Origin of the sequence: Caballeronia sp. LZ024, from assembly GCF_031451455.1 — a bacterium.
GTDB lineage: Bacteria > Pseudomonadota > Gammaproteobacteria > Burkholderiales > Burkholderiaceae > Caballeronia > Caballeronia telluris.
On sequence record NZ_JARUXL010000001.1, the window covers coordinates 2,525,749 to 2,546,955 of the forward strand.

A 21,207-nucleotide genomic window follows, 5' to 3' on the forward strand; every position below is an offset into this window, starting at 1 on the left:
TTGCAGGATTGCTTTCAGAATGTCCGGCGTCGAGCCGTGCTGAAAAATCCTGTTGCGCGTGACGGCCTTCAGCCGTGCCAGATGCGACCTCAGCTCGATCTCGAATTTGACGAAATCTTTCGTGGTCTGCACCGTTGAAAAGCGCGCGATGAAACCGGAAAAGCGCCGCACGGTGCCATCGTCGGCCTCGATGCTGAAAACGGCATCACGGTTCAGATAGTCGGCGCGCGATAGCTGCTGCGGGTGAGTCAGTTCGATATGGACGACATTCGGGTCGCCCATCTTTTCGGTCGCCGTGAACGACACGATCGACAAAGTTGCCGCACTGTCCGTTCCGGGTATGGCGAGAAAATACGCTTGTCGTCCCGTGACGCCCTGCCGTAATGGATCAAACTCTGCCACTCCCTGCTCCTTGAAAGACCAGCGACGCAGCGTTAGCTGCCAAACCTGCTAACTGATCACTTATTTTTCGTTAGGTCAACTTAAACAAATTGAGATAAACATAATTTGACGAAAATTAACAAAGAGCTGACGCACGCCATTCACTTTCCGACGTGCCGCGCGCTGCGTCCTCGGCCAGCAGGCTCTCCGCATGGGCGCGTTGAGACGACTTTGGGCGATACGCTTTGCACCCATCGCGAGAACCCGGAACAGTTCCTCGTTGCATCCGTGCATGCGTTTGTAGTTTTCCTCATATCGACACCGGCATTTGCAGCAGTTTCTCTGCGCATACCGATCCTCTGTGGTTATGGCAGGACGCTGGCGTATGGAAACCGCAAGCGTCATCAGCTTTTCGATCTGCTCCCTGCGCTGTCGCCGAGACGGGATGCGGCCAGTGCAAGCTTTTCATACGGCATCCACCCCAGACGGTATCGACACCCCGCCCCGCGAAGGTGACTTCGCCTCCTCCAGCACGCACCGCCACGAGGCACGCTCGCCGCGCGATGCACCAAAACACGCCCAAAGTCGCGCTCGTCCGCCTTCGGCCTGGCCGCCCAAACGCCGCGCAAACCCGCGCCAATCCAGCATCTATTGCAGATTGGCATACCCCTTGCAGTAACAAATGCGCTGCTTGTCCGCCAAGGCGCGAACCGCCAGCCCGAACAACGCCTGTCCACGACGACTCACCACAACATATCGGCAAGGGGAAACACATGAAACGACGCAGTCTCCTGAAATTCGGCTCGATGTCCGGCGCGCTCGCCCTCGCGGGCCAGTTGCCGATCTCCAAGGCGCAAGCCGCCGATACCGGTCCGATCAAGGTCGGCATTCTGCATTCCCTGTCAGGCACGATGGCGATCTCCGAGACGTCGCTGAAAGACACCGCGCTCATGACCATCGCGGACATCAACAAGAACGGCGGCGTGATGGGCCGGCAACTCCAGCCGGTCGTCGTGGACCCGGCGTCGAACTGGCCGCTCTTCGCCGAGAAGGCCCGCCAGCTCCTCACGCAGGACAAGGTCGCCGTCGTGTTCGGCTGCTGGACCTCGGTCTCGCGCAAGTCGGTTCTGCCCGTCTTCGAGGAACTCAATGGCCTCCTCTTCTACCCCGTCCAGTACGAAGGCGAAGAGATGTCGCGCAACGTGTTCTACACGGGCGCCGCGCCCAACCAGCAGGCGATTCCCGCCGTCGAGTATCTGATGGGACCCGAAGGCGGCAGCGCCAAGCGCTACTTCCTGCTCGGCACCGACTACGTGTACCCGCGCACGACCAACAAGATCCTGCGCGCCTTCCTCCACTCGAAGGGAGTCAAGGATGAAGATATTCAGGAGGTCTACACACCGTTCGGACATAGCGACTATCAGACCATCGTCGCGAACATCAAGACCTTCTCGCAGGGCGGAAAGACGACGGTCATCTCGACGATCAACGGCGACTCGAACGTGCCGTTCTACAAGGAACTCGGCAACCAGGGCCTGAAGGCGACCGACGTCCCCGTCGTCGCATTCTCGGTCGGCGAGGAAGAACTGCGCGGCATCGACACGAAGCCGCTCGTCGGGCATCTCGCGGCATGGAACTACTTCATGTCGGTGAAGAACCCGAACAACAAGAAGTTCGAAACGCAATGGGCCGAGTGGGTCAAGTCGCAGAACCTGCCGGGCGGCACGAAGCGCGTGACCAACGATCCGATGGAAGCGACCTTCGTCGGCATCCACATGTGGAAGCAGGCCGTCGAGAAGGCGAAGAGCACGGACGTGGACAAGGTGCGCATCGCGATGATCGGACAGACGATGGCGGCGCCTTCCGGCTTCACGCTGACGATGGACGGCAACCATCATCTGCACAAGCCCGTGATGATCGGCGAGATTCGCGGCGACGGTCAGTTCAACGTCGTCTGGAAAACGAAGACCGCGGTCCGCGCGCAGCCGTGGAGCCCGTATATCGCCGGCAACCAGGGCAAGCCGGATATCGTCACGTCGATCCCGGCGTTCCTGCGCCGCTCGCGCGTGGCGTAAAGCGCCTTAAGCGTCGTACCGTCCCGCCCTGTCGCGATCCGTCGCAACGGGCGGGACGTCTTCACGCACGACCCCGCTCGATCTGAAAGGCCATAATGACCGGTTTGCCCAGCCACACCTTCGCGCGGCTAGTCCGACGCGCAATCTGCGCAGTGATGATTGCCTGCGCCCCGCTCGCCGCCTTCGCCGCCTTCGCCGCCTTCGCCGCCCTCACCGCCGACGATCTCGCCCCGCTCGGCGCCGATGACTTCGACGCCAAATCCGCCGCCATCGACAAGCTCGCCGCGAACGCCGACGCGACGTCGGTCGTCGTGCTCTCGGCGCTCGCGGACGGTTCGCTCGTCGCCACCGACAAGGGCCAGGTGCTCGTGCAGAGCGACGACGGCAACAAGGACCCGCTGACGGGCAAGATCGTCGACGCACCCGATGCGCAGGCGATCACGCTGAACAACCTGTTGCGCGCGAAAGTCGCGGGCGCGCTGTCGGCGCTGCAGCTGGCATCGACCGATGTCACGAAGCGCCGCGAAGCCGTTGCCGCGCTGCTGAAGAATCCCGATCCGTCGGCCAAGCCGCTGATCGACAAGGCGCGCGCCGCCGAAACCGACGCCGACCTGAAGAAGCGCCTCGACACCCTGTGGGCGATGACCGCCCTGCACGATCCCGACGCGGCGAAGCGGCTTGAAGCCGTACAACTGGTCGCCGCGCGCCACGACCTCGACATGAACGAACTGCTGCGCCCGATCGTCGCAAAGAAGGCGGACGGCAGCTACAACGAATCCGACGAACGCGTGCGCGCGGCAGCGCAGGCGGGCATCGAAGACCTCGATTCGATTCAGCGGCGCGGCCAGATCGCGGGCACGCTCTTCGCCGGACTCTCGCTCGGCAGCGTGCTCCTGCTCGCGGCGCTCGGCCTTGCGATCACCTACGGCCTGATCGGCGTCATCAACATGGCGCACGGCGAGTTCCTGATGATCGGCGCGTATGCCACTTATGTCGTGCAGAACCTCGTGCAGCATTACGCGCCCGCCGCGTTCAACTGGTATCCGCTCCTTGCCGTGCCGGTGTCCTTCGTGGCAGCGGCGGCGGTGGGCATCGTGATCGAGCGGCTCGTCATCAAGCATCTCTACGGCCGCCCGCTCGAAACGCTGCTGACGACCTTCGGCATCAGCCTGATCCTCATTCAGGCGACGCGCATGATCTTCGGCGCACAAAACGTGCAGGTGACGAACCCCTCGTGGATGAGCGGCGGCGTCAACGTGATGCAGAACCTGATCTTGCCGTACAACCGCCTGACGATCCTCGGCTTCTCGCTCGTCGTCGTGCTGATCGCCTGGGGCGTGCTCACCAAGACGCGCCTCGGCCTCTTCGTGCGCGCGGTCACGCAGAACCGCCGCATGGCGGCGTGTGTCGGCGTGAAGACCGCGCGCGTCGATTCGTATGCGTTCGCGTTCGGCGCGGGCATCGCCGGACTCGGCGGCTGCGCGCTCTCGCAGATCGGCAATGTCGGTCCCGATCTCGGCCAGAGCTACATCATCGATTCGTTCATGGCGGTGGTGCTGGGCGGTGTCGGGCAGCTCGCGGGGACGGTGATCGGCGGCTTCGGCCTCGGGCTCATCAGCAAGACGATCGAGCCGTTCTGGGGCGCGGTGCTCGCGAAGATCGCGGTACTGGTGCTCATCGTGTTGTTCATCCAGAAGCGTCCGCAGGGCATGTTCGCCCTGAAGGGCCGCAGCGCGGAGGCTTGAGATGACCGCTTCTTCACCCGACGTCGGCGCGAACCTCGACGTCGCTCCGCAACCCGACGACCGCGCGCGTCGCGAAGGCTTCGCGCTCGGCCTGCCGCCGCGCGCCGCGCTCCTGCCGCGCAGCGGCTGGCTTGCGCTCGTCGCGCTCATCGTCGCGATGGGCATCTGCGTGCCGGTCGCCGCGCTCGTATTGCCGGAGACGAGCACGTTCCATCTCTCCGCCTACGCGATGACGCTCATCGGCAAGCTTATGTGCTACGCGATCGGCGCGCTCGCGCTCGATCTCGTGTGGGGCTACTGCGGGATTCTCAGCCTCGGCCATGCGCTCTTCTTCGCGCTCGGCGGCTATGCGATGGGCATGTACCTGATGCGCTCGATCGGCCGCGAGGGCACGTATCAAAGCGATTTGCCCGACTTCATGGTGTTCCTCGACTGGCACAAGCTGCCGTGGTACTGGGAAGGCACCGAGCATCTCTGGTATGCGCTTGCGCTCGTCGTGCTGGTGCCCGGCATTCTGGCGTGGGTGTTCGGCTTCTTCACGTTCCGCTCGCGCGTGAAAGGCGTGTACCTGTCGATCATCACGCAGGCGATGACCTTCGCCGCGATGCTGTTCTTCTATCGCAACGAGACGGGTTTCGGCGGCAACAACGGCTTCACCGACTTCAAGCGCATCGCCGGGTTTCCGATCACGCATCCGGGCACGCGCACGGCCCTCTTCCTGATCACGTTCGCCGTGCTCGTGCTCGCATTTCTCGCGGCGCGCGGGATCGTCACGTCGAAGCTCGGGCGTGTCGTCACGGGCGTGCGCGACGGCGAAGCGCGCCTCATGTTCCTCGGCTACAGTCCGCTCGCGTACAAGCTCTTCATCTGGACGGTGTCGGCGGTGCTGTGCGGGATTGCGGGCGCGCTCTACGTGCCGCAGGTCGGCATCATCAACCCGAGCGAGATGTCGCCGGGCAACTCGATCGAGATGGCGATCTGGGTCGCCGTCGGCGGGCGCGGCACGCTGATCGGTCCGATCGTCGGCGCCTTCGCGGTGAATGGCGCGAAGAGCTTCTTCACGGCGAATTTCCCCGAATACTGGCTCTTTTTCCTGGGCCTCATCTTCACGCTCGTGCCGCTCCTCTTGCCGAACGGAATCATGGGCCTCATCGACGCGGCGCTGCGCAGGAACAAAACCGGAGGGCATGCGCCTTGACCGCTCACAACGCTTTGATCGTCGACTTGCCGCCGCTGCCGGAAACGAGCGAACGCAACATCAACGGCATCACCGGCCTCGGCCACGTGCTGGCGCCGGGCGAGATCGACGTGTCGCACGGCACGATTTTGTACCTGGAGGACGTGACCGTTTCCTTCGACGGTTTTCGCGCGCTGAACAAGCTGACGCTATCGATCGACGTCGGCGAATTGCGTTGCGTGATCGGCCCGAACGGCGCGGGCAAGACGACAATGATGGACGTCATCACGGGCAAGACGCGTCCGGACGGCGGCAAGGTGTTTCTCGGCCAGACGCTCGACTTGACGCGCATGTCGGAGCCGGTGATCGCGCGCACGGGCATCGGCCGCAAGTTTCAGAAGCCGACGGTGTTCGAAAATCATCCGGTGTGGGAGAACCTCGAGCTTGCGATGAAGACGGACAAGCGCTGGTTTGCGTCGTTGCGCGCGCGGCTCGACCGCACGGCGCAGGCGCGCATCGAGGAGACGCTTGAACTGATCCGTCTTCAGCACGAGGCGACGCGGCTTGCGGGCGAGCTGTCGCACGGGCAGAAGCAGCGGCTCGAGATCGGCATGTTGCTCATGCAGCAGCCGGCGTTGCTGCTGCTCGACGAGCCGGCGGCCGGCATGACCGATCACGAGACGATGGAACTCGCCGATTTGCTCAACAAGCTGCGCGGTACGTGTTCGATGATGGTCGTCGAGCATGATATGGAGTTTGTTGCGGCGCTGTCAGGGGCTGCCGGGAAGGTCACGGTAATGGCCGAGGGGTCCGTGCTCGCCGAGGGCACGCTCGACGATGTCAAGCGCAATGAGACGGTTATTGAATCGTACTTGGGGCGCTGACGCTTGGCTTTTTCCGATGCGTCTGCTTCTTCTGTGGAACTTGTTTTCTTAGTGGTCTATTAGCTCTGCCCCGGACAGGGGCAGAGCTAATAGACCGACGCGAAAGCAAGTTCCACAGAAGCACAGAACCATCAGACCATCAGACCATCAAACGGTGTGACTGCCACGACACAGTCAAGAAAGGACGCGTGCAAATGCTAGAAGTCGACTCGTTGAACCAGTACTACGGCGGCAGCCACATCCTGCGCGATGTGAAGATGACCGTCCCCGACGGCAAGCTGACCGTGCTGCTCGGCCGCAACGGCGTCGGCAAGACCACGCTCCTGCGCTGCCTGATGGGCGTCCTGCCGACCCGAAACGGCACCATCTCCTGGCGCGGCACGAAGATCTCGTCGATGCCCACCTACAAGCGCGTCGCAACCGGCCTCGCCTACGTGCCCCAGGGCCGCGACATCTTCGGGCGCCTCACGGTAGAAGAAAACCTCTTCGTCGGCGCGGCGAGCCGCAAGGCGCCGTCGAAAGTGCCGGACCGCATCTACGAACTCTTCCCCGTCCTGCGCGACATGAAGAATCGCCGCGGCGGCGACCTCTCCGGCGGTCAGCAACAGCAGCTCGCCATCGGCCGCGCGCTGATGAGCGACCCTCAACTGCTCATCCTCGACGAACCCACCGAAGGCATCCAGCCGTCGATCATCCAGGACATCGGGCGCACGCTGCGCCAGCTCGTCGACGAAATGGGCATGACGGTGCTGCTCGTCGAGCAGTATTACGACTTTGCGCGCGAACTCGCCGACCGCTACTGGGTCATGAGCCGCGGAGAAATCGTCGCGGGCGGGGCGGGCTCGGAGATGGACGAGCACGGCGTGCGGGAACTGATCGCGGTCTGAAACGCCTCCTCATTGCTTCCGTCAGCGCGCCGCCGTACCATGGCGGCTCCCCGGCCACGCTCCCGTTCATGCACCACGCACCCCACGCCGCACTCCTGCATGCCGACGAATGGCACGGCCGCCTCGAACTCGGCTTTACCCGTCAGCACGCACGCACGGTGCTCACGCATCGCCGGCATGAAGGGCCGCTGCGCCTGCAGCGCCCGCTCTATCCGGAAGGCGACGCGACGTGTCACGCGGTCGTCGTGCATCCGCCGGGCGGCGTCGCGGGCGGCGACCGCCTCGCCATCGATATCGACCTCGCCGAACACACCCACGCCGTCGTCACGACACCCGGCGCCACCAAGTGGTACAAGTCGAACGGCAAGCTCGCGACACAGCGCATCGCGATTCGCGTGGGCGCCGGCGCGAAGCTCGACTGGCTGCCGCAGAACAACATCGTGTTCGACTCGTCGAACGTGGAACTCGACTTCGCGCTGACGATCGACGACGAAGCGAGCGCCATCGGCTGGGATGCGATGCAGCTCGGACGACAGGCCGCAGGCGAGCGATGGTCGGCGGGCCAGATCCGCGCCGTGTCGAGCATCCGCAGCCACCGCGGACAGCTGCGCTGGTTCGAGCGCGCGCGCATCGACGCGGGCGATCCGCTGCGCGGCATCCCGCAAGGCCTCGCGGATTTCGCGTGCTACGGCACGATGTGGGCCATCGGCGCCCCATGCAACGACGCGCTCGCCGAATCGCTCGTGGACCATCTCCCTTTCAACGACAGCCTGCGCGCCGGCGCCTCGTGCGTGGCGCCCGGCGTGCTGATCGTGCGCGCCGTGAGTTGCTCGATGGAGCCGCTGCAACGCACGCTCACCGATTGCTGGACGCGTTTGCGACCCGTGGTTCACGGCATCGTCGCAAAACCGCTGCGTCTGTGGACCACCTGATCCCGTCTCGCTAGCGCACCAGCGTGGCGCTTTATTGCGCCCCGAATTTGTGCGTGATAGCGTTGGCAAATGCGCGAGCGCCCGCACCGCCGGCGTATCGGCGCGATGGCACGACTCTCGCTTAAGTGATCCGGCTCCAGAGCGCGCCCGATGAAAGACGCGCATCACACACAACAGGATCATCGATGAACCACACGCTTTTTCGTGCGCGTCGCGCGGCGCTCGCGGCCCTTGCCGCTTCCGTCGCCGTGCCCTTGTTCGCCCTGTCGCCGATCACCGCCCACGCCGACGCGCTCGACACGATCGCGAAAAGCGGCACGCTGCGCGTCGCGGTGCCGGAAGACTATCCGCCCTTTGGTGCTGTCGGCGCCGACATGAAGCCGCAAGGCTACGACATCGACATGGCCGCGCTGCTCGCGAAGTCGATGGGCGTGAAGCTCGAACTCGTGCCGGTCAATAGCGCGAACCGCATTCCGTATCTCACGACGAACAAGGTGGACCTCGTGATTTCGTCGCTCGGCAAGACGCCCGAGCGCGAGAAGGTGCTCGACTTTTCGACTGCCTATGCGCCGTACTTCCAGGGCGTGTTCGGTCCCGCCGACATCAAGGTGAGCAGCCCCGCCGACCTGACCGGCAAGACGGTCGGCGCGACGCGCGGCGCGCTCGAAGAGATTGCGCTCACGCAGATGGCGCCGAACGCGACCATCAAGCGCTTCGAGGACAACAACGCGACCATCTCCGCGTTCCTCTCGGGCCAGGTGCAACTGATCGCGGCGGGCAACATCGTCGCCGCTGCGATCCTCGCGAAGAATCCGCCGCGCCGTCCTGAAGCGAAGTTCGTCATCAAGAACTCGCCGTGCTTCGTCGGCTTGAACAAGAACGAGCCGCGCCTGCTCGCGAAGGTCGACGCCGCCATCGATCAGTCGAAGAAGGACGGCACGCTAGAAGCGATGTCGAAGAAATGGTTCGGCCAGCCGCTGCCGGCGAGCCTGTGAATGCGTGATGTGCGTGCAACTCGATAAAGGCAGCGCTTTTAATGGCCTATGAACTCCAGTTCGCCGACCTCGGGGAATATCTCGGCATGTTCGCGAGCGGCGCCGCGACGACGCTCGCGCTCACCGCGGTGTCGACCGCGCTCGGCATCGGTGTCGGCGTGGCGGGCGCGGCGGCGAGCGACAGCCGGCATGCGTGGCTGCGCTCCCTCGTGCGAGGCTATGTCGAAGCGATCCGCAACACACCGTTCATCGTGCAGCTCTTCTTTGTGTTCTTCGGCTTGCCCGCGCTCGGGGTGCATCTCGGCGAATACACGGCGGCCATTCTCGCGATGACGCTGAACCTCGGCGCGTATTCGGTCGAGATCATCCGCGCGGGAATTGCCGCGGTGCCGAAGGGGCATCACGAAGCGGCGGCATCGCTTGCGATGACGCGCGGCCAGACGTTCTGGCACGTGATCCTGCCGCAGGCGCTGGCGAAGGTATTTCCTGCGCTGTCGAGCCAGATCGTCATCACGATGCTCGGTTCGGCGGTCGTCTCGCAGATCTCGGTGCCCGACCTGACGTATGCGGCGAGCTACATCCAGTCGCGCAACTTCCGCGCGTTCGAGACGTACTTCCTGATCACGGCCGCGTATCTCGTGATGGCGATCGTGCTGCGCTGGCTGCTCAACTCCGCGGGCAAGCGCCTTTTCTCGCGCAATCTGCGAGGCGCGCGATGATCGAGTTTTCGTTCGAACAGATCTTAACGAACCTGCTGCTCGCCGCGCGCTGGACCGTCGTGCTGTCGATCGTCTCGTTTGTCGCGGGCGGCGTCGTCGGCTTCGCGCTGCTTGTGATGCGCGTGTCGAAGTCGCGCCTGCTGCGCACGATCGTGAAGGCGTATATCGAAGTCTTTCAGGGCACGCCGCTCCTGATGCAACTGTTCCTCGTGTTTTTCGGGCTGCCGCTGCTCGGCGTGGAAGTTTCGCCGTGGATCGCCGCGACGGTCGGGCTCACGCTCTTCACGAGCGCGTATCTCGCGGAGATCTGGCGCGGTTGCGTCGAAGCGGTGCCAAAGGGGCAATGGGAGGCGTCGTCGAGCCTTGCGATGAGCTACTTCGAGCAGCTTCGTCACGTGATCCTGCCGCAGGCCGCACGGATCGCGATCGGGCCGACGGTCGGCTTCGGCGTGCAGGCCGTGAAGGACACGGCGCTCGTCTCGATCATCGGCTTCACTGAACTCACTAAGGCGGGCACAATGATTTCCAACGCGACGTTCAGGCCGTTCATCGTGTATGGCCTCGTCGCCGTGATCTATTTCGTGCTTTGTTATCCGCTTACTCGTTACGCGCGCACGTTGGAAAGGAAATGGAATGCCGCTCGTTGAAACCCGCAATCTGAAGAAGCAATTCGGCGCGAATCAGGTGCTCAAAGGAATCGATTTTTCGGTCGAACCCGGGCAGGTCGTCGCGATCATCGGGCGCAGCGGCTCGGGTAAGAGCACGCTGTTGCGCACGTTGAACGGCCTGGAGAGCATCGACGAAGGTTCGATTGAAATCGACGGCGAGCACATGGATGCGCGCCATGCCGATCTGCGCGCGCTGCGCCTGAAAGTCGGCATGGTGTTCCAGCAGTACAACCTCTTTCCGCATCTGACGGCGGGCCAGAACGTGATGCTCGCGCAGACGGTCGTCAAGAAGCTCCACAAGGCGAAGGCGCGCGCGACGGCCGAGCAGGTGATGGAGCGCGTCGGTCTCGCCGACAAGTTCGATTCGTACCCGGAGCAGTTGTCGGGCGGACAGCAGCAGCGTGTCGCCATTGCGCGGGCGCTCGCGATGAAGCCTACCGTCCTGCTCTGCGACGAAATCACGTCGGCGCTCGATCCCGAACTCGTGGGCGAGGTGCTTGCCGTCGTCGAAGGTCTTGCCCGCGACGGAATGACGCTCATCATGGTCACGCATGAAATGCGCTTTGCCCGGCGCGTGAGCAACAAGGTGGTCTTCATGCACCAGGGGCGCGTGTGGGAAAGCGGCACGCCGGAGGATATCTTCGAGCGGCCTTCCAGCGTCGAGTTGCGCAAGTTCATTCAATGAGGTAGTTTTTGTACGTAGTATGGCTGTCTTCGTGGAACTTGCTTTCGCATCGGTCGATTAGCTCTGCCCCTGTCCGGGGCGGGACTTACTTTCTTTGGCTAGCGCAAAGAAAGTAAGCAAAGAAAGCAGCTTTTCTAGGCAACAGTCTCGAAACGGCAACTCAGTTTAAGTACTAAGTGGACATACCGCCTAAGTGTCGCCCGCAAAGGACCAAGGGACTTGGTGCGACTAACCACTGTGTCATCGCACAGCAAACAGATTGGCACAGCAGTCATTCATCCGTTGCCGCTCCGCTAACGAGGGGTAAATCGGATCGCGTGCTGAGCTTCGCGGTGGAGATTGAAAGCCGCTGGTTTTGTTGTGCCCGTCGTCCGAGCGAAGCGTGGACGGAGCTGAACGGAGCGCATACCACGTTGTTGAAGTTCGAGAGGTGTCAGTGGTACTGCGCGCCATGCCGCGTGGATGTTTGAGCGCGACACTTAGGCGGTATGTCCACTCTGTAATTCTAGTGCGTTGACGTGCTGTGACTGCTGCCTGAAAAAGCTGCTTTCTTTGCTTACTTTCTTTGCGCTAGCCAAAGAAAGTAAGTCCCGCCCCGGACAGGGGCAGAGCTAATAGACCGACGCGAAAGCAAGTTCCACAGAAGCGCCCAACCATCCGACGGTGTTTCCCGCTCCCTAACCCAGTCCGCCTAGCGCCAAATGAAACTGACTCCAAGAGAAAAGGACAAACTGCTGATCTTCACAGCAGCGCTCCTGGCCGAACGCCGCCGCGCCCGCGGCCTGAAGCTGAACTATCCTGAAGCGATAGCGTTCATCTCAGCCGCGCTGATGGAAGCGGCCCGCGACGGCAAGACCGTCGCCGAGGTGATGCACTACGGCACGACGCTCCTCACGCGCGACGATGTCATGGAAGGCGTGCCCGAAATGATCCCCGACATCCAGATCGAAGCCACGTTCCCCGACGGCACGAAGCTCGTCACCGTCCACCATCCGATTCCCTGAATCGACGAAGAGGCAAGCCATGATCCCCGGCGAATATCTGATCGACGACGGCGAACACGAACTCAACGCGGGCCGCGAAACCGTGTCGGTCGTCGTGTCGAATACCGGCGACCGGCCCGTGCAAGTCGGCTCGCACTACCACTTCTATGAAGTCAACACGGCGCTCACGTTCGAGCGAGAAAGAACGCGCGGCTTTCGCCTGAACATCGCCGCCGGCACCGCGGTGCGCTTCGAGCCAGGACAGGAACGCACCGTCGAACTCGTCGCGCTCGCGGGAGATCGCGCCGTCTATGGCTTCAACGGCCTCGTGATGGGCCCGCTCTGACTCTCTTTCCGGATGACATGAAATGACGCTACGCATCGGCCGCCGCGCCTACGCGGAAATGTTCGGCCCGACCACCGGCGACCGTGTCCGCCTCGCCGATACCGATCTCCTCATCGAAGTCGAACGCGACTTCACGACCTACGGCGAAGAAGTGAAGTTCGGCGGCGGCAAAGTGATCCGCGACGGCATGGGCCAGTCGCAGCGCGTCGCCAACGACGTCGTCGATACGGTCGTCACCAACGCGCTGATCCTCGATCACTGGGGCATCGTGAAAGCCGACATCGGCATCAAGGGCGGACGCATCTTCGCAATCGGCAAGGCAGGCAATCCCGACATCCAGCCGGGCGTGACCATCGCCATCGGCGCTGCCACCGAAGTGATCGCGGGCGAAGGGATGATCGTGACCGCAGGCGGCATCGATTCGCACATCCACTTCATCAGCCCGCAGCAGATCGACGAAGCGCTCGCGAGCGGCGTCACGACGATGCTCGGCGGCGGCACCGGTCCCGCGACGGGCACCAACGCGACCACCTGCACGCCGGGTCCGTGGCACATCGAGCGCATGCTGCAGGCCGCCGATGGCTGGCCGGTCAACCTCGGCTTTCTCGGCAAGGGCAACGCAAGCCTGCCCGAGCCGCTCACCGAGCAGATCAAGGCGGGCGCGATCGGCCTCAAGCTGCACGAGGACTGGGGCACGACGCCGGCCGCGATCGACAACTGTCTTTCCGTCGCCGACGACACCGACACGCAGGTCGCCATTCACACGGATACGCTGAATGAAGCGGGCTTCGTCGAGACGACGGTTGCCGCGTTCAAGGGCCGCACCATCCACACGTATCACACGGAAGGCGCGGGCGGCGGCCACGCACCGGACATCATCAAGGTCTGCGGCGAGTCGAACGTGCTGCCCTCCTCGACCAATCCCACGCGCCCCTACACCATCAACACGCTCGACGAACACCTCGACATGCTGATGGTCTGCCATCACCTCGATCCGTCGATCGCGGAAGACATCGCGTTCGCCGAGTCGCGCATCCGCCGCGAGACGATCGCGGCCGAAGACATCCTGCACGACCTCGGCGCGCTTTCGATGCTCTCGTCCGATTCGCAGGCGATGGGCCGTGTCGGCGAGGTGGTGATCCGCACCTGGCAGACCGCGCACAAGATGAAGGTGCAGCGCGGCGCGCTGCCCGAAGACAACGCGCGCAACGACAACTTCCGCGCGAAGCGTTACGTGGCGAAGTACACGATCAACCCGGCGATCACACACGGCATCGCGCATGAAGTCGGTTCGATCGAGCCGGGCAAGTGGGCCGATCTCGTGTTCTGGGAGCCGGCGTTCTTCGGCGTGAAGCCCGCGATGATCGTCAAGGGCGGCATGATCGCCGTCGCGCAGATGGGCGACCCGAACGCCTCCATTCCGACGCCGCAGCCGGTGCACTACCGCGAGATGTTCGCAACGCGCGGCGGCGCGCTCGGCAAGACCTCGCTCACGTTCGTCTCGCAGATGGCGGCCGATGCGCGCATCGCGGATCGCTACGGACTCAACAAGCTCGTCGTGCCGGTGAAGAACTGCCGCAACATCAGCAAGGCCGACATGATCCACAATGCCTGGCAACCCTCGGTCACCGTGGACCCGGAAACGTATCAGGTGGTCGCGAACGGCCAGTTGCTGACCTGCGATCCGGCCACGGTCCTGCCGATGGCCCAGCGCTATTTCCTCTTCTGACCATGCGCACCATCGATAAACGTCTTACCGCGAAACTCGCGCCCGTGCTCGTCAAGCGCGCGGCGACCCTCACCCTTGCCTTCGATGCGCGCTGCAAGAGCCGCCTCGCCGCCACGCTCGACAGCGGCGAGGACGTGGCGCTCCTGATGCCGCGCGGCACCGTGCTCGCCGACGGCGACCTGCTCGTCGCGGACGATGGCGCGCTCGTTCGCGTGATCGCGGCGGCAGAGGACGTGCTCGTCGTGCGCGCGCCGGACACGCTCACGCTCACGCGCGCGGCCTACCATCTGGGCAATCGCCACACGCCGCTCGAAGTCGGCGCGGACTATCTGAAGCTCGAAGCCGATCCGGTGCTCGAAGCGATGCTGCGACGCCTCGGCGCGCAGGTCGAGCATGCTTTAGCGCCGTTCCAGCCGGAGACCGGCGCGTATGGTGGCGGCCACAAGCACGGTCACGACGAAACGTTCGGCGAAGACTACGCGCTCGCGCAAAAGGTCTTCGACGAGCATCACGGCCATGCGCACCCGCATGATCACGAACATTCGCACGACCACGATCACTCGACGTGCGGACACGACCACGGTCATCACGGTCATGCGCATCGCTGAACTCACCGCGCTGCTGCATCTGGCGTCGCCGGCACTGCCTATTGGGGCGTTCAGTTATTCGCAGGGACTCGAAGCGGCGATCGAACACGACCTGATCCACGATGGCGACAGCGCCCGCGACTGGATCGCGAGCGGCCTCGCGCATGTCCTCGCGCGCGGGGAGTTGCCGTTTCTCGCGCATCAGATCGAACGCTGGCGCATGCACGATCGCGCCGCGCTTTCCATCGCCGACGAGGAGTTCCTCGCGAGCCGCGAATCGGCGGAACTGCGGCGCGAGACGCAGCAAATGGGCTGGTCGCTCGCGCAGTTGTGCGCCTCGCTCGAATGGGGCGACGAAGACCGCCGCGCGACGCTCGATACGCTCAAGCCCGTCGCGCTGCCGACCGCCTTCGCGTTCGCCGCCTGCGCTCACGACGTCTCGCCCGAAGCAGCGCTCGCCGCCTACGCGTTCAGCTGGGTCGAGAACCAGGCGGCGGCCGCCTTGAAGTCGGTGCCGCTCGGACAGATCGCGGGACAGCGGATCATCGTCGCGTTGCGCGAGCCGATCGATCGCGCGGTCGCGCAGTCGCTCGCCACGACGTCGGAACAGATCAACACTTTTGCGCCGCAGCTCGGCATCCTGTCGGCACGGCACGAGTCGCAGTACTCGCGGCTCTTTCGCTCCTAATCAACCGATCCAACATGAACGCACCCGCTTATTCCGCCGCTGCCCGCCGAACCAAGAAACTGCCGCCGTTGCGCGTCGGCGTGGGCGGTCCGGTCGGCTCCGGCAAGACCACGCTGCTCGAAATGCTGTGCAAGGCGATGCGCGAGAAGTACGACCTCGTCGCGATCACCAACGACATCTATACGAAGGAAGACCAGCGCCTGCTGACGGTCGCGGGCGCGTTGCCCGCCGAGCGCATCATGGGCGTGGAGACGGGTGGCTGTCCGCATACGGCGATCCGCGAAGACGCTTCGATCAACCTCGAAGCCGTCGATCAGATGATCGCGCGCTTCCCCGATGCGGACATCGTGTTCATCGAATCGGGCGGCGACAATCTGGCGGCCACGTTCAGTCCGGAGTTGTCGGACCTGACGATCTACGTGATCGACGTCGCGGGCGGCGAGAAGATTCCGCGCAAGGGCGGACCGGGCATCACGAAATCGGACCTGCTCGTGATCAACAAGACCGATCTTGCGCCGCATGTGGGCGCGAATCTGGACGTGATGGCATCGGACGCGAAGAAGATGCGCGGTGAGCGACCCTTTGTGATGTGCAATCTGAAGGCGCTGGATGGACTGGCCGACGTGGTCGCGTTCATCGAGAAGAAGGGGTTGCTGGCGGTATAGGGCGCGAGCGGCTTCACTTCGCCGCCAGTTCCTGTCCTTCGAGCAACGCCCCAAGCACACTCACCGAGCGCGCCGTCGCCCCGCGATGCCGCGCGGCGAACGCCGACGCCGCCGCGCTCATCGCGAGCCGGCGCGGCTTGTCGTTGAACAGCTCGTGCAAGCCGCGCGCGAGCCCCGGTGGATCGTCGACGCGCAATGCCGCGCCCGCCGCGATTGCATCGTTGGTCGCCTGCGTGAAGTTGAACGTATGCGGCCCGATCAGCACCGGCACGCCCGCGGCGCACGCTTCGATCAAATTCTGGCCGCCGAGCGGCAACAGGCTCCCGCCGATGAACGCGAGATCGGCCGCCGCGTAATACGCGCCCAGTTCGCCCATCGAGTCGCCGAGCAGCACCTGCACGCTTGGCGGCAACGGCCGCGCGGCCGCCGCCCCCGACGCCGCCGCGACCGCCTTCGGCGCCCACTCCGAACGCCGCACGCACGACAAACCGGCGCCCGCCGCCATTGCAGCGACTTCATCGAAACGTTGCGGATGGCGCGGCACGAGAATCAGCAGCGCGTTCGGCACATCGAGCGCGGCGAAGGCCTGCAGAACCAGCGCCTCCTCGCCCTCGCGCGTGCTCGCCGCGACCCACACCGGCCGATCGCCGATCGCCGCGCGCCACGCATGGCCGCGCGCCTCGAGTTCGGGCGGCGCGCTCATGTCGAACTTGAGATTGCCGAGCACCGCGACATTGCGCGCGCCGAGCGCCGTGAGCCGCTCCGCATCGGACGGACTCTGCGCCAGCACGCGCGCGAAGCCGCCGAACACTTCGCGCGTCGCGCGGCCGAACTTCGCCGCGCGACGGTACGAACGCTCCGACATCCGCGCATTCGTCAGGACGAGCGGCATGTCGGCGCGCTTGCATTCGTCGATGAGGGTCGGCCACACCTCGGTCTCCATCACGATGCCGAGCGTGGGCCGCCACGCGCGCAGGAAGCGCCGCACGAAGCGCGGGACGTCGTAGGGAAGGTAGCCGCGCAGCACGCGATCGCCGAAAAGCGATTCGCCCGTCGCGCGGCCGCTCGGCGTCATGTGCGTGAGCAGGATGCGGGCTTCGGGATGCGCTTTCAACAACGCTTCGATGAGCGGTTGCGCCGCGCGCGTCTCGCCCACCGACACCGCGTGCACCCAGATGAGCGGCGCGAGATCGTCGGCGCGACGGCCCGGGCCTCGGCCGAAGCGCTCGGCGATATGCTCGCGATAGCCGCGCTCCTTGCGCGAACGGATCAGGAGCCGCAAGACCGCGAGCGGCGCGACGATCCACCACAGCGCGCGATAGACGAGCCTCAGCATGCGCGCATCCGCGCGTCGCGTGCGGCGCTCAAACGAGCGCCCTGCCCTTCAGGCGCTGGAGAATGCCGAGCGGCGCGCACTCCGGCTGCGCCATCGCGTCGACGGGCAGGAAGAACGTCTGCTCCATCATGTACTGGCCGGACATCACGGCGTGCGAGGTCTGATCGGAGAAGCAGACCCATACGCAGCCCGGCGGAAACGGCATTTCCTGTTGCGGCGACGCCTTCTGATAGTCGAGATCGGCCTTCATCGCGTCATGCAGATGCAGCATCAGATGATCGTATTCGCTGCGTGGCGACTTCGTGATGTGCAGCAGGTTCATGAGCCACGCGGCGCCCGGCATCTGCGCCTTGATGGTCGGCAGGAAGCGCTTTGCCATGTCCTCGAACGGTTCGCCCACGCGCCACACGCGCGGCGCGCCGTGCGGATTCACGTTCGTGAAGACGCGCAGGATGCGTTCGCCGTAGTTCGGGCGCGACGGAAACGCGTCGACGTGCAGGCGGCTGTCGTCCTTGCGCCAGGACGTCTCGCGCGTTTCCACCTGGTGCAGCCTGAGGCTCGTCGGCGCGACGCGCAGCTTGCCGCGGTACTCCGGAAAGAGCCCGTCGACGAGCGAGCGCGCATTCGCCTGATAGCGCCCGACGAGCGCGCGTACCGCCGACTGCATGACGGCGTCGCCGAGCACGCCGGCAAGCGCGCCGCCATTGGGCACCAGGCTGATGTTCTTGCGTTTCGGGTCGGCGATCTTCGGGTCGAGCAGCGCGGCCTCGCCGCCTTCGATCGCAAAGCGCAGATTCGGGAAGTACAGCACCTTGCCACGCTCGACGCCCGCGAGAAGCGTCTCGCGCGGCACCGATAGGTCCCGGCCCTGCCAGTCGCCCGACGCGACTTCGATGATTTGAGATTCGGTCATGTGCCTTCGATATTCCGATGGGCGCGGCGGGGTATCCGCCGCCGTGCCGCGATTGTGCCCCGGCGCGGGACGCTCCGGTCGCCCGGGCCGCGCCGGAAAGATGGCGCGATTGACGGCGCGCAATCCTCCCGTCGACGCCACGCTTGAGTGGCTCAGAGCAGCCCGAAGCCCGCGAGCGCCGCCTTGACCTCGGCGAGCGTCGGATGATGGTTCGCGCTGCCGAGATTCACGACGCGCGGCGACCAGTAGCCGCCCGTGCGCCAGCCGGTCGAGAAATTGTACAACTCGACGGTCGGCCGCTTCAGCGCGGCGGCGATGTGCACGAGGCCGGTGTCGACGCCGACCGTCGCGGCCGCGCCCTCGATCAAGCCGACCACCGCCGGCAGCGAGAGCTTCGGCGGCACGATCGCGGCCGCGCCGAATTCCTTCGCGAGCTTCTCGCTCGTCGCGCGCTCGGCGTCGCTGCCCCACGGCAGCACGATCGACGCGCCGCGCCGCACGAGCGCCTGCCCGAGTTCGATCCACGCGGCATCGGGCCATTCTTTGTCGGCGCGCGACGTGGCGTGCACGAAGACGACATACGGCACCGGCAGGTTCAGCCCGGCTTGCGACAGCGCGAGCGCGGCGCGCCGCGTGTCGAGGCCGAAGTCGATGTCGTCGGTGGGTTCGGGGCGCGGCAGGCCGAGCGCGACCGCGACGAGCTGACGCGTGCGTTCGACCACGTGCGTGCGCGGCTCGATCGGCACGCGGCGGTCGTAGAAGAAGCGCACCGGCCATTCGAAGCCCGCGCCCTCCGTGCGGTTTGCGAGACCGACGAGCGGCCCGCGCGCCCAGCTCGCCACCCACGCCGTCTTGATGAGGCCCTGGCAATCGATCACGAGGTCGTACTTTTCGGCTTCGAGTTCGCGCCGGAACGTGCCAATCTCGCGCCAGTTCGCGGCCGAGAACCAGCGCTTGCGCCAGCGCCTGAGCGAAAACGGAATCGCGCGGCGCACGCCGTCGACGAGTTCGACGAGGCTCGCGAAACTTTCCTCGACGAGCCAGTCGATCTGCGCATCGGGATAGCGGCGCCGGATATCTGCGATCACCGGCATGTTGTGGACGACGTCGCCAAGCGACGACACCCGGACAATCAAGATCTTTTGCACGCTGGGAACGATGGGCGCCGCGAGTCGACAGCGGCGCGTGGACAAAATGAGATGGGCGATTTTAGCGCGCACGCACGCGCGGAACGCATAAAAAAAAACGGCGCGGTCCCGACGGAGCGCGCCGTTTGGCGGTGCGTGAAGCTCAGAACGGCAGCTTCGCGTCCGGCTTCTCGGCGAGGATCACGCGGCGGAAGTCTTCCTGAATGCGCTTCAATGCCGCATCGCTGTCGGCTTCGAAACGCATCACGACGACGGGCGTCGTGTTCGACGAACGCGCGAGTCCGAAGCCGTCCGGATACTCGACGCGCAGGCCGTCGATGGTCAGCACGTCGTCGGCGCCTTCGAATTTCGCGGATTTCTGCAGGCGCGCGATCAGCTCGAAGTTCTCGCCCTCTTCCAGCTTCAGTTGCAGTTCGGGCGTCGAGAGCGAGTTCGGCAGGTCGTTCAGGAGCTTGCTCGGATCGGCCACGCGCGAGAGGATTTCGAGCATCCGCGCGCCGGTGTACAACCCGTCGTCGAAGCCGTACCAGCGGTCCTTGAAGAACACGTGGCCGCTCATTTCGCCCGCGAGCGGCGCGCCCGTTTCGCGCAGCTTCGCCTTCACGAGCGAGTGGCCGGTCTTCCACATCACCGGTTCGCCGCCCTGCTCGCGCACCCACTTCGCGAGATTGCGCGTGCATTTCACGTCGTAAATGATCTGGCCGCCCTTGTTGCGCGAGAGCACTTCCTGCGCAAACAGCATCAGCTGGCGGTCCGGATAGATGATCTGGCCGTCCTTCGTCACGACGCCGAGACGGTCGCCGTCGCCGTCGAATGCGAAGCCGACTTCGGCGTCGGTTTCCTTGAGCGCCTTGATGACGTCCTGCAGGTTCTCGGGATGCGCCGGGTCCGGATGGTGATTCGGGAAGTTGCCGTCGATATCCGTGAAAAGCTCCACGAGTTCGCAGCCGAGCGCCTTGAAAAGACGCGGCGCGAGGCCGCCCGCGACGCCGTTGCCCGCATCGACGACGATCTTCATCGGACGCACCGGCTTCACGTCGGAGACGATGCGGTCGAGGTAGATCTGCTGGACGTCGAACTCGGTGAAGGTGCCTTCGCCGGTCTCGAAGTCTTCGTTGACGATGCGCTGATAGAGCGCCTGGATCTGCTCGCCGTAGATCGCCGCGCCGCGCAGCACCATCTTGAAGCCGTTGTAGTCGGGCGGATTGTGGCTGCCCGTCACGACGATGCACGAATCGACGCGCCGTTCGCCCGAAGGCAGCGGCAGCGGGACGCTCGCGGCGAAGTATCCGACCGGCGTCGGAACCATGCCGACATCGACGACATCGACGCCGGCCTGACGCAGGCCGTCGGCGAGCGCGCCGACGAGTTCCGGTCCCGACAGCCGTCCGTCGCGGGCGACGACGACCGAGTCGCCGCCCTGCTTGCGGATTTCGCTGCCGAAAGCGCGGCCGATATTGCGCGCGACGTCCGCATCGACGGTCTTGCCGACAATGCCGCGGATGTCGTATGCCTTGAAGATGGATTGGGAAATCTGTGACTGGCTCATGGAATGGCTACCTGTCTATTTGATTGATGGATTCTCGGCGATGCAGCCAGCGGGGCGTGCAGGTCGTGACTGACGGACATGCACGCGCCATGCGGACCACGCGTGCGGGCAATTT

The 21,207-nt window shown here is 64.7% G+C and carries 21 protein-coding genes; 16 read left to right on the forward strand and 5 right to left on the reverse strand.

Going from position 1 to position 21,207, the window contains the following annotated elements; genetic code table 11:
• Nucleotides 1-282, reverse strand: a 282-nt coding sequence (locus QCE48_RS11395; RefSeq protein ID WP_309794188.1) for a contractile injection system protein, VgrG/Pvc8 family, incomplete at its 3' end; no start/stop codon positions are given.
• Nucleotides 283-1,154: 872 nt separating this feature from the next.
• On the opposite strand from QCE48_RS11395, the gene urtA reads away from it, so the two are divergent.
• The 16 genes from urtA to ureG all read left to right on the forward strand — a co-directional run bounded on the left by urtA (nucleotide 1,155) and on the right by ureG (nucleotide 16,146).
• Nucleotides 1,155-2,456, forward strand: a complete 1,302-nt coding sequence (gene urtA, locus QCE48_RS11400) for an urea ABC transporter substrate-binding protein (RefSeq protein ID WP_309787743.1) — start codon at nucleotides 1,155-1,157, stop codon at nucleotides 2,454-2,456.
• Nucleotides 2,457-2,611: 155 nt separating this feature from the next.
• Nucleotides 2,612-4,201 carry an urea ABC transporter permease subunit UrtB gene (gene urtB, locus QCE48_RS11405; protein WP_309787742.1) on the forward strand — a complete coding sequence of 530 codons (1,590 nt, stop codon included), beginning with the start codon at nucleotides 2,612-2,614 and terminating at the stop codon, nucleotides 4,199-4,201.
• Nucleotide 4,202: 1 nt separating this feature from the next.
• Nucleotides 4,203-5,399: an urea ABC transporter permease subunit UrtC gene (urtC, locus tag QCE48_RS11410; protein WP_309787741.1), complete on the forward strand. Its 1,197-nt coding sequence runs from the start codon at nucleotides 4,203-4,205 to the stop codon at nucleotides 5,397-5,399.
• A 35-nt stretch (nucleotides 5,400-5,434) separates the two neighbouring features.
• Nucleotides 5,435-6,262, forward strand: coding sequence for an urea ABC transporter ATP-binding protein UrtD (urtD, locus tag QCE48_RS11415; RefSeq protein ID WP_404983349.1), 828 nt, complete (start codon nucleotides 5,435-5,437; stop codon nucleotides 6,260-6,262).
• Nucleotides 6,263-6,456: 194 nt separating this feature from the next.
• On the forward strand, nucleotides 6,457-7,149 hold the full coding sequence (gene urtE, locus QCE48_RS11420; RefSeq protein ID WP_309787740.1) for an urea ABC transporter ATP-binding subunit UrtE: 693 nt from the start codon (nucleotides 6,457-6,459) through the stop codon (nucleotides 7,147-7,149).
• 68 nt (nucleotides 7,150-7,217) lie between these two features.
• Nucleotides 7,218-8,081 (forward strand): urease accessory protein UreD, encoded by an 864-nt coding sequence (locus QCE48_RS11425; RefSeq protein WP_309787739.1) that lies wholly within the window; start codon nucleotides 7,218-7,220, stop codon nucleotides 8,079-8,081.
• A 185-nt stretch (nucleotides 8,082-8,266) separates the two neighbouring features.
• A complete protein-coding gene (locus QCE48_RS11430) occupies nucleotides 8,267-9,076 on the forward strand; it encodes a transporter substrate-binding domain-containing protein (RefSeq protein ID WP_309787738.1) in 810 nt (269 codons plus the stop codon).
• A 41-nt stretch (nucleotides 9,077-9,117) separates the two neighbouring features.
• Nucleotides 9,118-9,795 carry an amino acid ABC transporter permease gene (locus QCE48_RS11435; protein WP_309787737.1) on the forward strand — a complete coding sequence of 226 codons (678 nt, stop codon included), beginning with the start codon at nucleotides 9,118-9,120 and terminating at the stop codon, nucleotides 9,793-9,795.
• Nucleotides 9,792-10,442, forward strand: coding sequence for an amino acid ABC transporter permease (locus QCE48_RS11440; protein WP_309787736.1), 651 nt, complete (start codon nucleotides 9,792-9,794; stop codon nucleotides 10,440-10,442). Before QCE48_RS11435 ends, QCE48_RS11440 begins: the two co-directional genes overlap by 4 nt.
• Nucleotides 10,429-11,148: an amino acid ABC transporter ATP-binding protein gene (locus QCE48_RS11445; RefSeq protein WP_309787735.1), complete on the forward strand. Its 720-nt coding sequence runs from the start codon at nucleotides 10,429-10,431 to the stop codon at nucleotides 11,146-11,148. The genes QCE48_RS11440 and QCE48_RS11445 overlap by 14 nt, the downstream gene beginning before the upstream one ends.
• Before the next feature lie 701 nt (nucleotides 11,149-11,849).
• Nucleotides 11,850-12,152 (forward strand): urease subunit gamma, encoded by a 303-nt coding sequence (ureA, locus tag QCE48_RS11450; protein WP_087632612.1) that lies wholly within the window; start codon nucleotides 11,850-11,852, stop codon nucleotides 12,150-12,152.
• Between the two features lie 19 nt (nucleotides 12,153-12,171).
• Nucleotides 12,172-12,477 (forward strand): urease subunit beta, encoded by a 306-nt coding sequence (locus tag QCE48_RS11455; protein WP_309787734.1) that lies wholly within the window; start codon nucleotides 12,172-12,174, stop codon nucleotides 12,475-12,477.
• Nucleotides 12,478-12,499: 22 nt separating this feature from the next.
• The gene (gene ureC / locus QCE48_RS11460) at nucleotides 12,500-14,206 is read left to right on the forward strand and encodes an urease subunit alpha (RefSeq protein ID WP_116567699.1); all 1,707 of its coding nucleotides are present in this window, start codon (nucleotides 12,500-12,502) and stop codon (nucleotides 14,204-14,206) included.
• Nucleotides 14,207-14,208: 2 nt separating this feature from the next.
• Nucleotides 14,209-14,814 (forward strand): urease accessory protein UreE, encoded by a 606-nt coding sequence (gene ureE, locus QCE48_RS11465; protein ID WP_309787733.1) that lies wholly within the window; start codon nucleotides 14,209-14,211, stop codon nucleotides 14,812-14,814.
• Nucleotides 14,801-15,481, forward strand: coding sequence for an urease accessory protein UreF (locus QCE48_RS11470; RefSeq protein WP_309788343.1), 681 nt, complete (start codon nucleotides 14,801-14,803; stop codon nucleotides 15,479-15,481). The genes ureE and QCE48_RS11470 overlap by 14 nt, the downstream gene beginning before the upstream one ends.
• A 14-nt stretch (nucleotides 15,482-15,495) precedes the next feature.
• A complete protein-coding gene (gene ureG / locus QCE48_RS11475) occupies nucleotides 15,496-16,146 on the forward strand; it encodes an urease accessory protein UreG (RefSeq protein ID WP_087632607.1) in 651 nt (216 codons plus the stop codon).
• A gap of 13 nt (nucleotides 16,147-16,159) precedes the next feature.
• Here ureG and waaA read toward each other — a convergent pair whose 3' ends face one another.
• The 4 genes from waaA to QCE48_RS11495 form a co-directional block, all read right to left on the reverse strand.
• Nucleotides 16,160-17,482: a lipid IV(A) 3-deoxy-D-manno-octulosonic acid transferase gene (waaA, locus tag QCE48_RS11480; protein WP_309787732.1), complete on the reverse strand. Its 1,323-nt coding sequence runs from the start codon at nucleotides 17,480-17,482 to the stop codon at nucleotides 16,160-16,162.
• Nucleotides 17,483-17,510: 28 nt separating this feature from the next.
• Entirely contained in the window at nucleotides 17,511-18,395 is an 885-nt protein-coding gene (locus tag QCE48_RS11485) for a Kdo hydroxylase family protein (RefSeq protein WP_309787731.1), read from the reverse strand.
• Nucleotides 18,396-18,547: 152 nt separating this feature from the next.
• A complete protein-coding gene (gene waaC, locus QCE48_RS11490; protein ID WP_309787730.1) occupies nucleotides 18,548-19,543 on the reverse strand; it encodes a lipopolysaccharide heptosyltransferase I in 996 nt (331 codons plus the stop codon).
• 142 nt (nucleotides 19,544-19,685) lie between these two features.
• Complete coding sequence (locus QCE48_RS11495) at nucleotides 19,686-21,092, reverse strand: phosphomannomutase/phosphoglucomutase (RefSeq protein ID WP_309787729.1); 1,407 nt, start codon at nucleotides 21,090-21,092, stop codon at nucleotides 19,686-19,688.
• Nucleotides 21,093-21,207 lie beyond the last annotated feature (115 nt).

Excerpts from the sequence above, each read along its gene's own strand:
- urtA (WP_309787743.1), top strand. The coding sequence starts at position 1,155 with ATGAAACGACGCAGTCTCCTGAAATTCGGCTCGATGTCCGGCGCGCTC.
- urtB (WP_309787742.1), top strand. The coding sequence starts at position 2,612 with ATGATTGCCTGCGCCCCGCTCGCCGCCTTCGCCGCCTTCGCCGCCTTC.
- urtC (WP_309787741.1), top strand. The coding sequence starts at position 4,203 with ATGACCGCTTCTTCACCCGACGTCGGCGCGAACCTCGACGTCGCTCCG.
- urtE (WP_309787740.1), top strand. The coding sequence starts at position 6,457 with ATGCTAGAAGTCGACTCGTTGAACCAGTACTACGGCGGCAGCCACATC.
- QCE48_RS11425 (WP_309787739.1), top strand. The coding sequence starts at position 7,218 with ATGCACCACGCACCCCACGCCGCACTCCTGCATGCCGACGAATGGCAC.
- QCE48_RS11430 (WP_309787738.1), top strand. The coding sequence starts at position 8,267 with ATGAACCACACGCTTTTTCGTGCGCGTCGCGCGGCGCTCGCGGCCCTT.
- QCE48_RS11435 (WP_309787737.1), top strand. The coding sequence starts at position 9,118 with ATGGCCTATGAACTCCAGTTCGCCGACCTCGGGGAATATCTCGGCATG.
- QCE48_RS11440 (WP_309787736.1), top strand. The coding sequence starts at position 9,792 with ATGATCGAGTTTTCGTTCGAACAGATCTTAACGAACCTGCTGCTCGCC.
- QCE48_RS11445 (WP_309787735.1), top strand. The coding sequence starts at position 10,429 with ATGCCGCTCGTTGAAACCCGCAATCTGAAGAAGCAATTCGGCGCGAAT.
- ureA (WP_087632612.1), top strand. The coding sequence starts at position 11,850 with ATGAAACTGACTCCAAGAGAAAAGGACAAACTGCTGATCTTCACAGCA.
- QCE48_RS11455 (WP_309787734.1), top strand. The coding sequence starts at position 12,172 with ATGATCCCCGGCGAATATCTGATCGACGACGGCGAACACGAACTCAAC.
- ureC (WP_116567699.1), top strand. The coding sequence starts at position 12,500 with ATGACGCTACGCATCGGCCGCCGCGCCTACGCGGAAATGTTCGGCCCG.
- ureE (WP_309787733.1), top strand. The coding sequence starts at position 14,209 with ATGCGCACCATCGATAAACGTCTTACCGCGAAACTCGCGCCCGTGCTC.
- QCE48_RS11470 (WP_309788343.1), top strand. The coding sequence starts at position 14,801 with ATGCGCATCGCTGAACTCACCGCGCTGCTGCATCTGGCGTCGCCGGCA.
- ureG (WP_087632607.1), top strand. The coding sequence starts at position 15,496 with ATGAACGCACCCGCTTATTCCGCCGCTGCCCGCCGAACCAAGAAACTG.
- waaA (WP_309787732.1), bottom strand. The coding sequence starts at position 17,482 with ATGCTGAGGCTCGTCTATCGCGCGCTGTGGTGGATCGTCGCGCCGCTC.
- QCE48_RS11485 (WP_309787731.1), bottom strand. The coding sequence starts at position 18,395 with ATGACCGAATCTCAAATCATCGAAGTCGCGTCGGGCGACTGGCAGGGC.
- QCE48_RS11495 (WP_309787729.1), bottom strand. The coding sequence starts at position 21,092 with ATGAGCCAGTCACAGATTTCCCAATCCATCTTCAAGGCATACGACATC.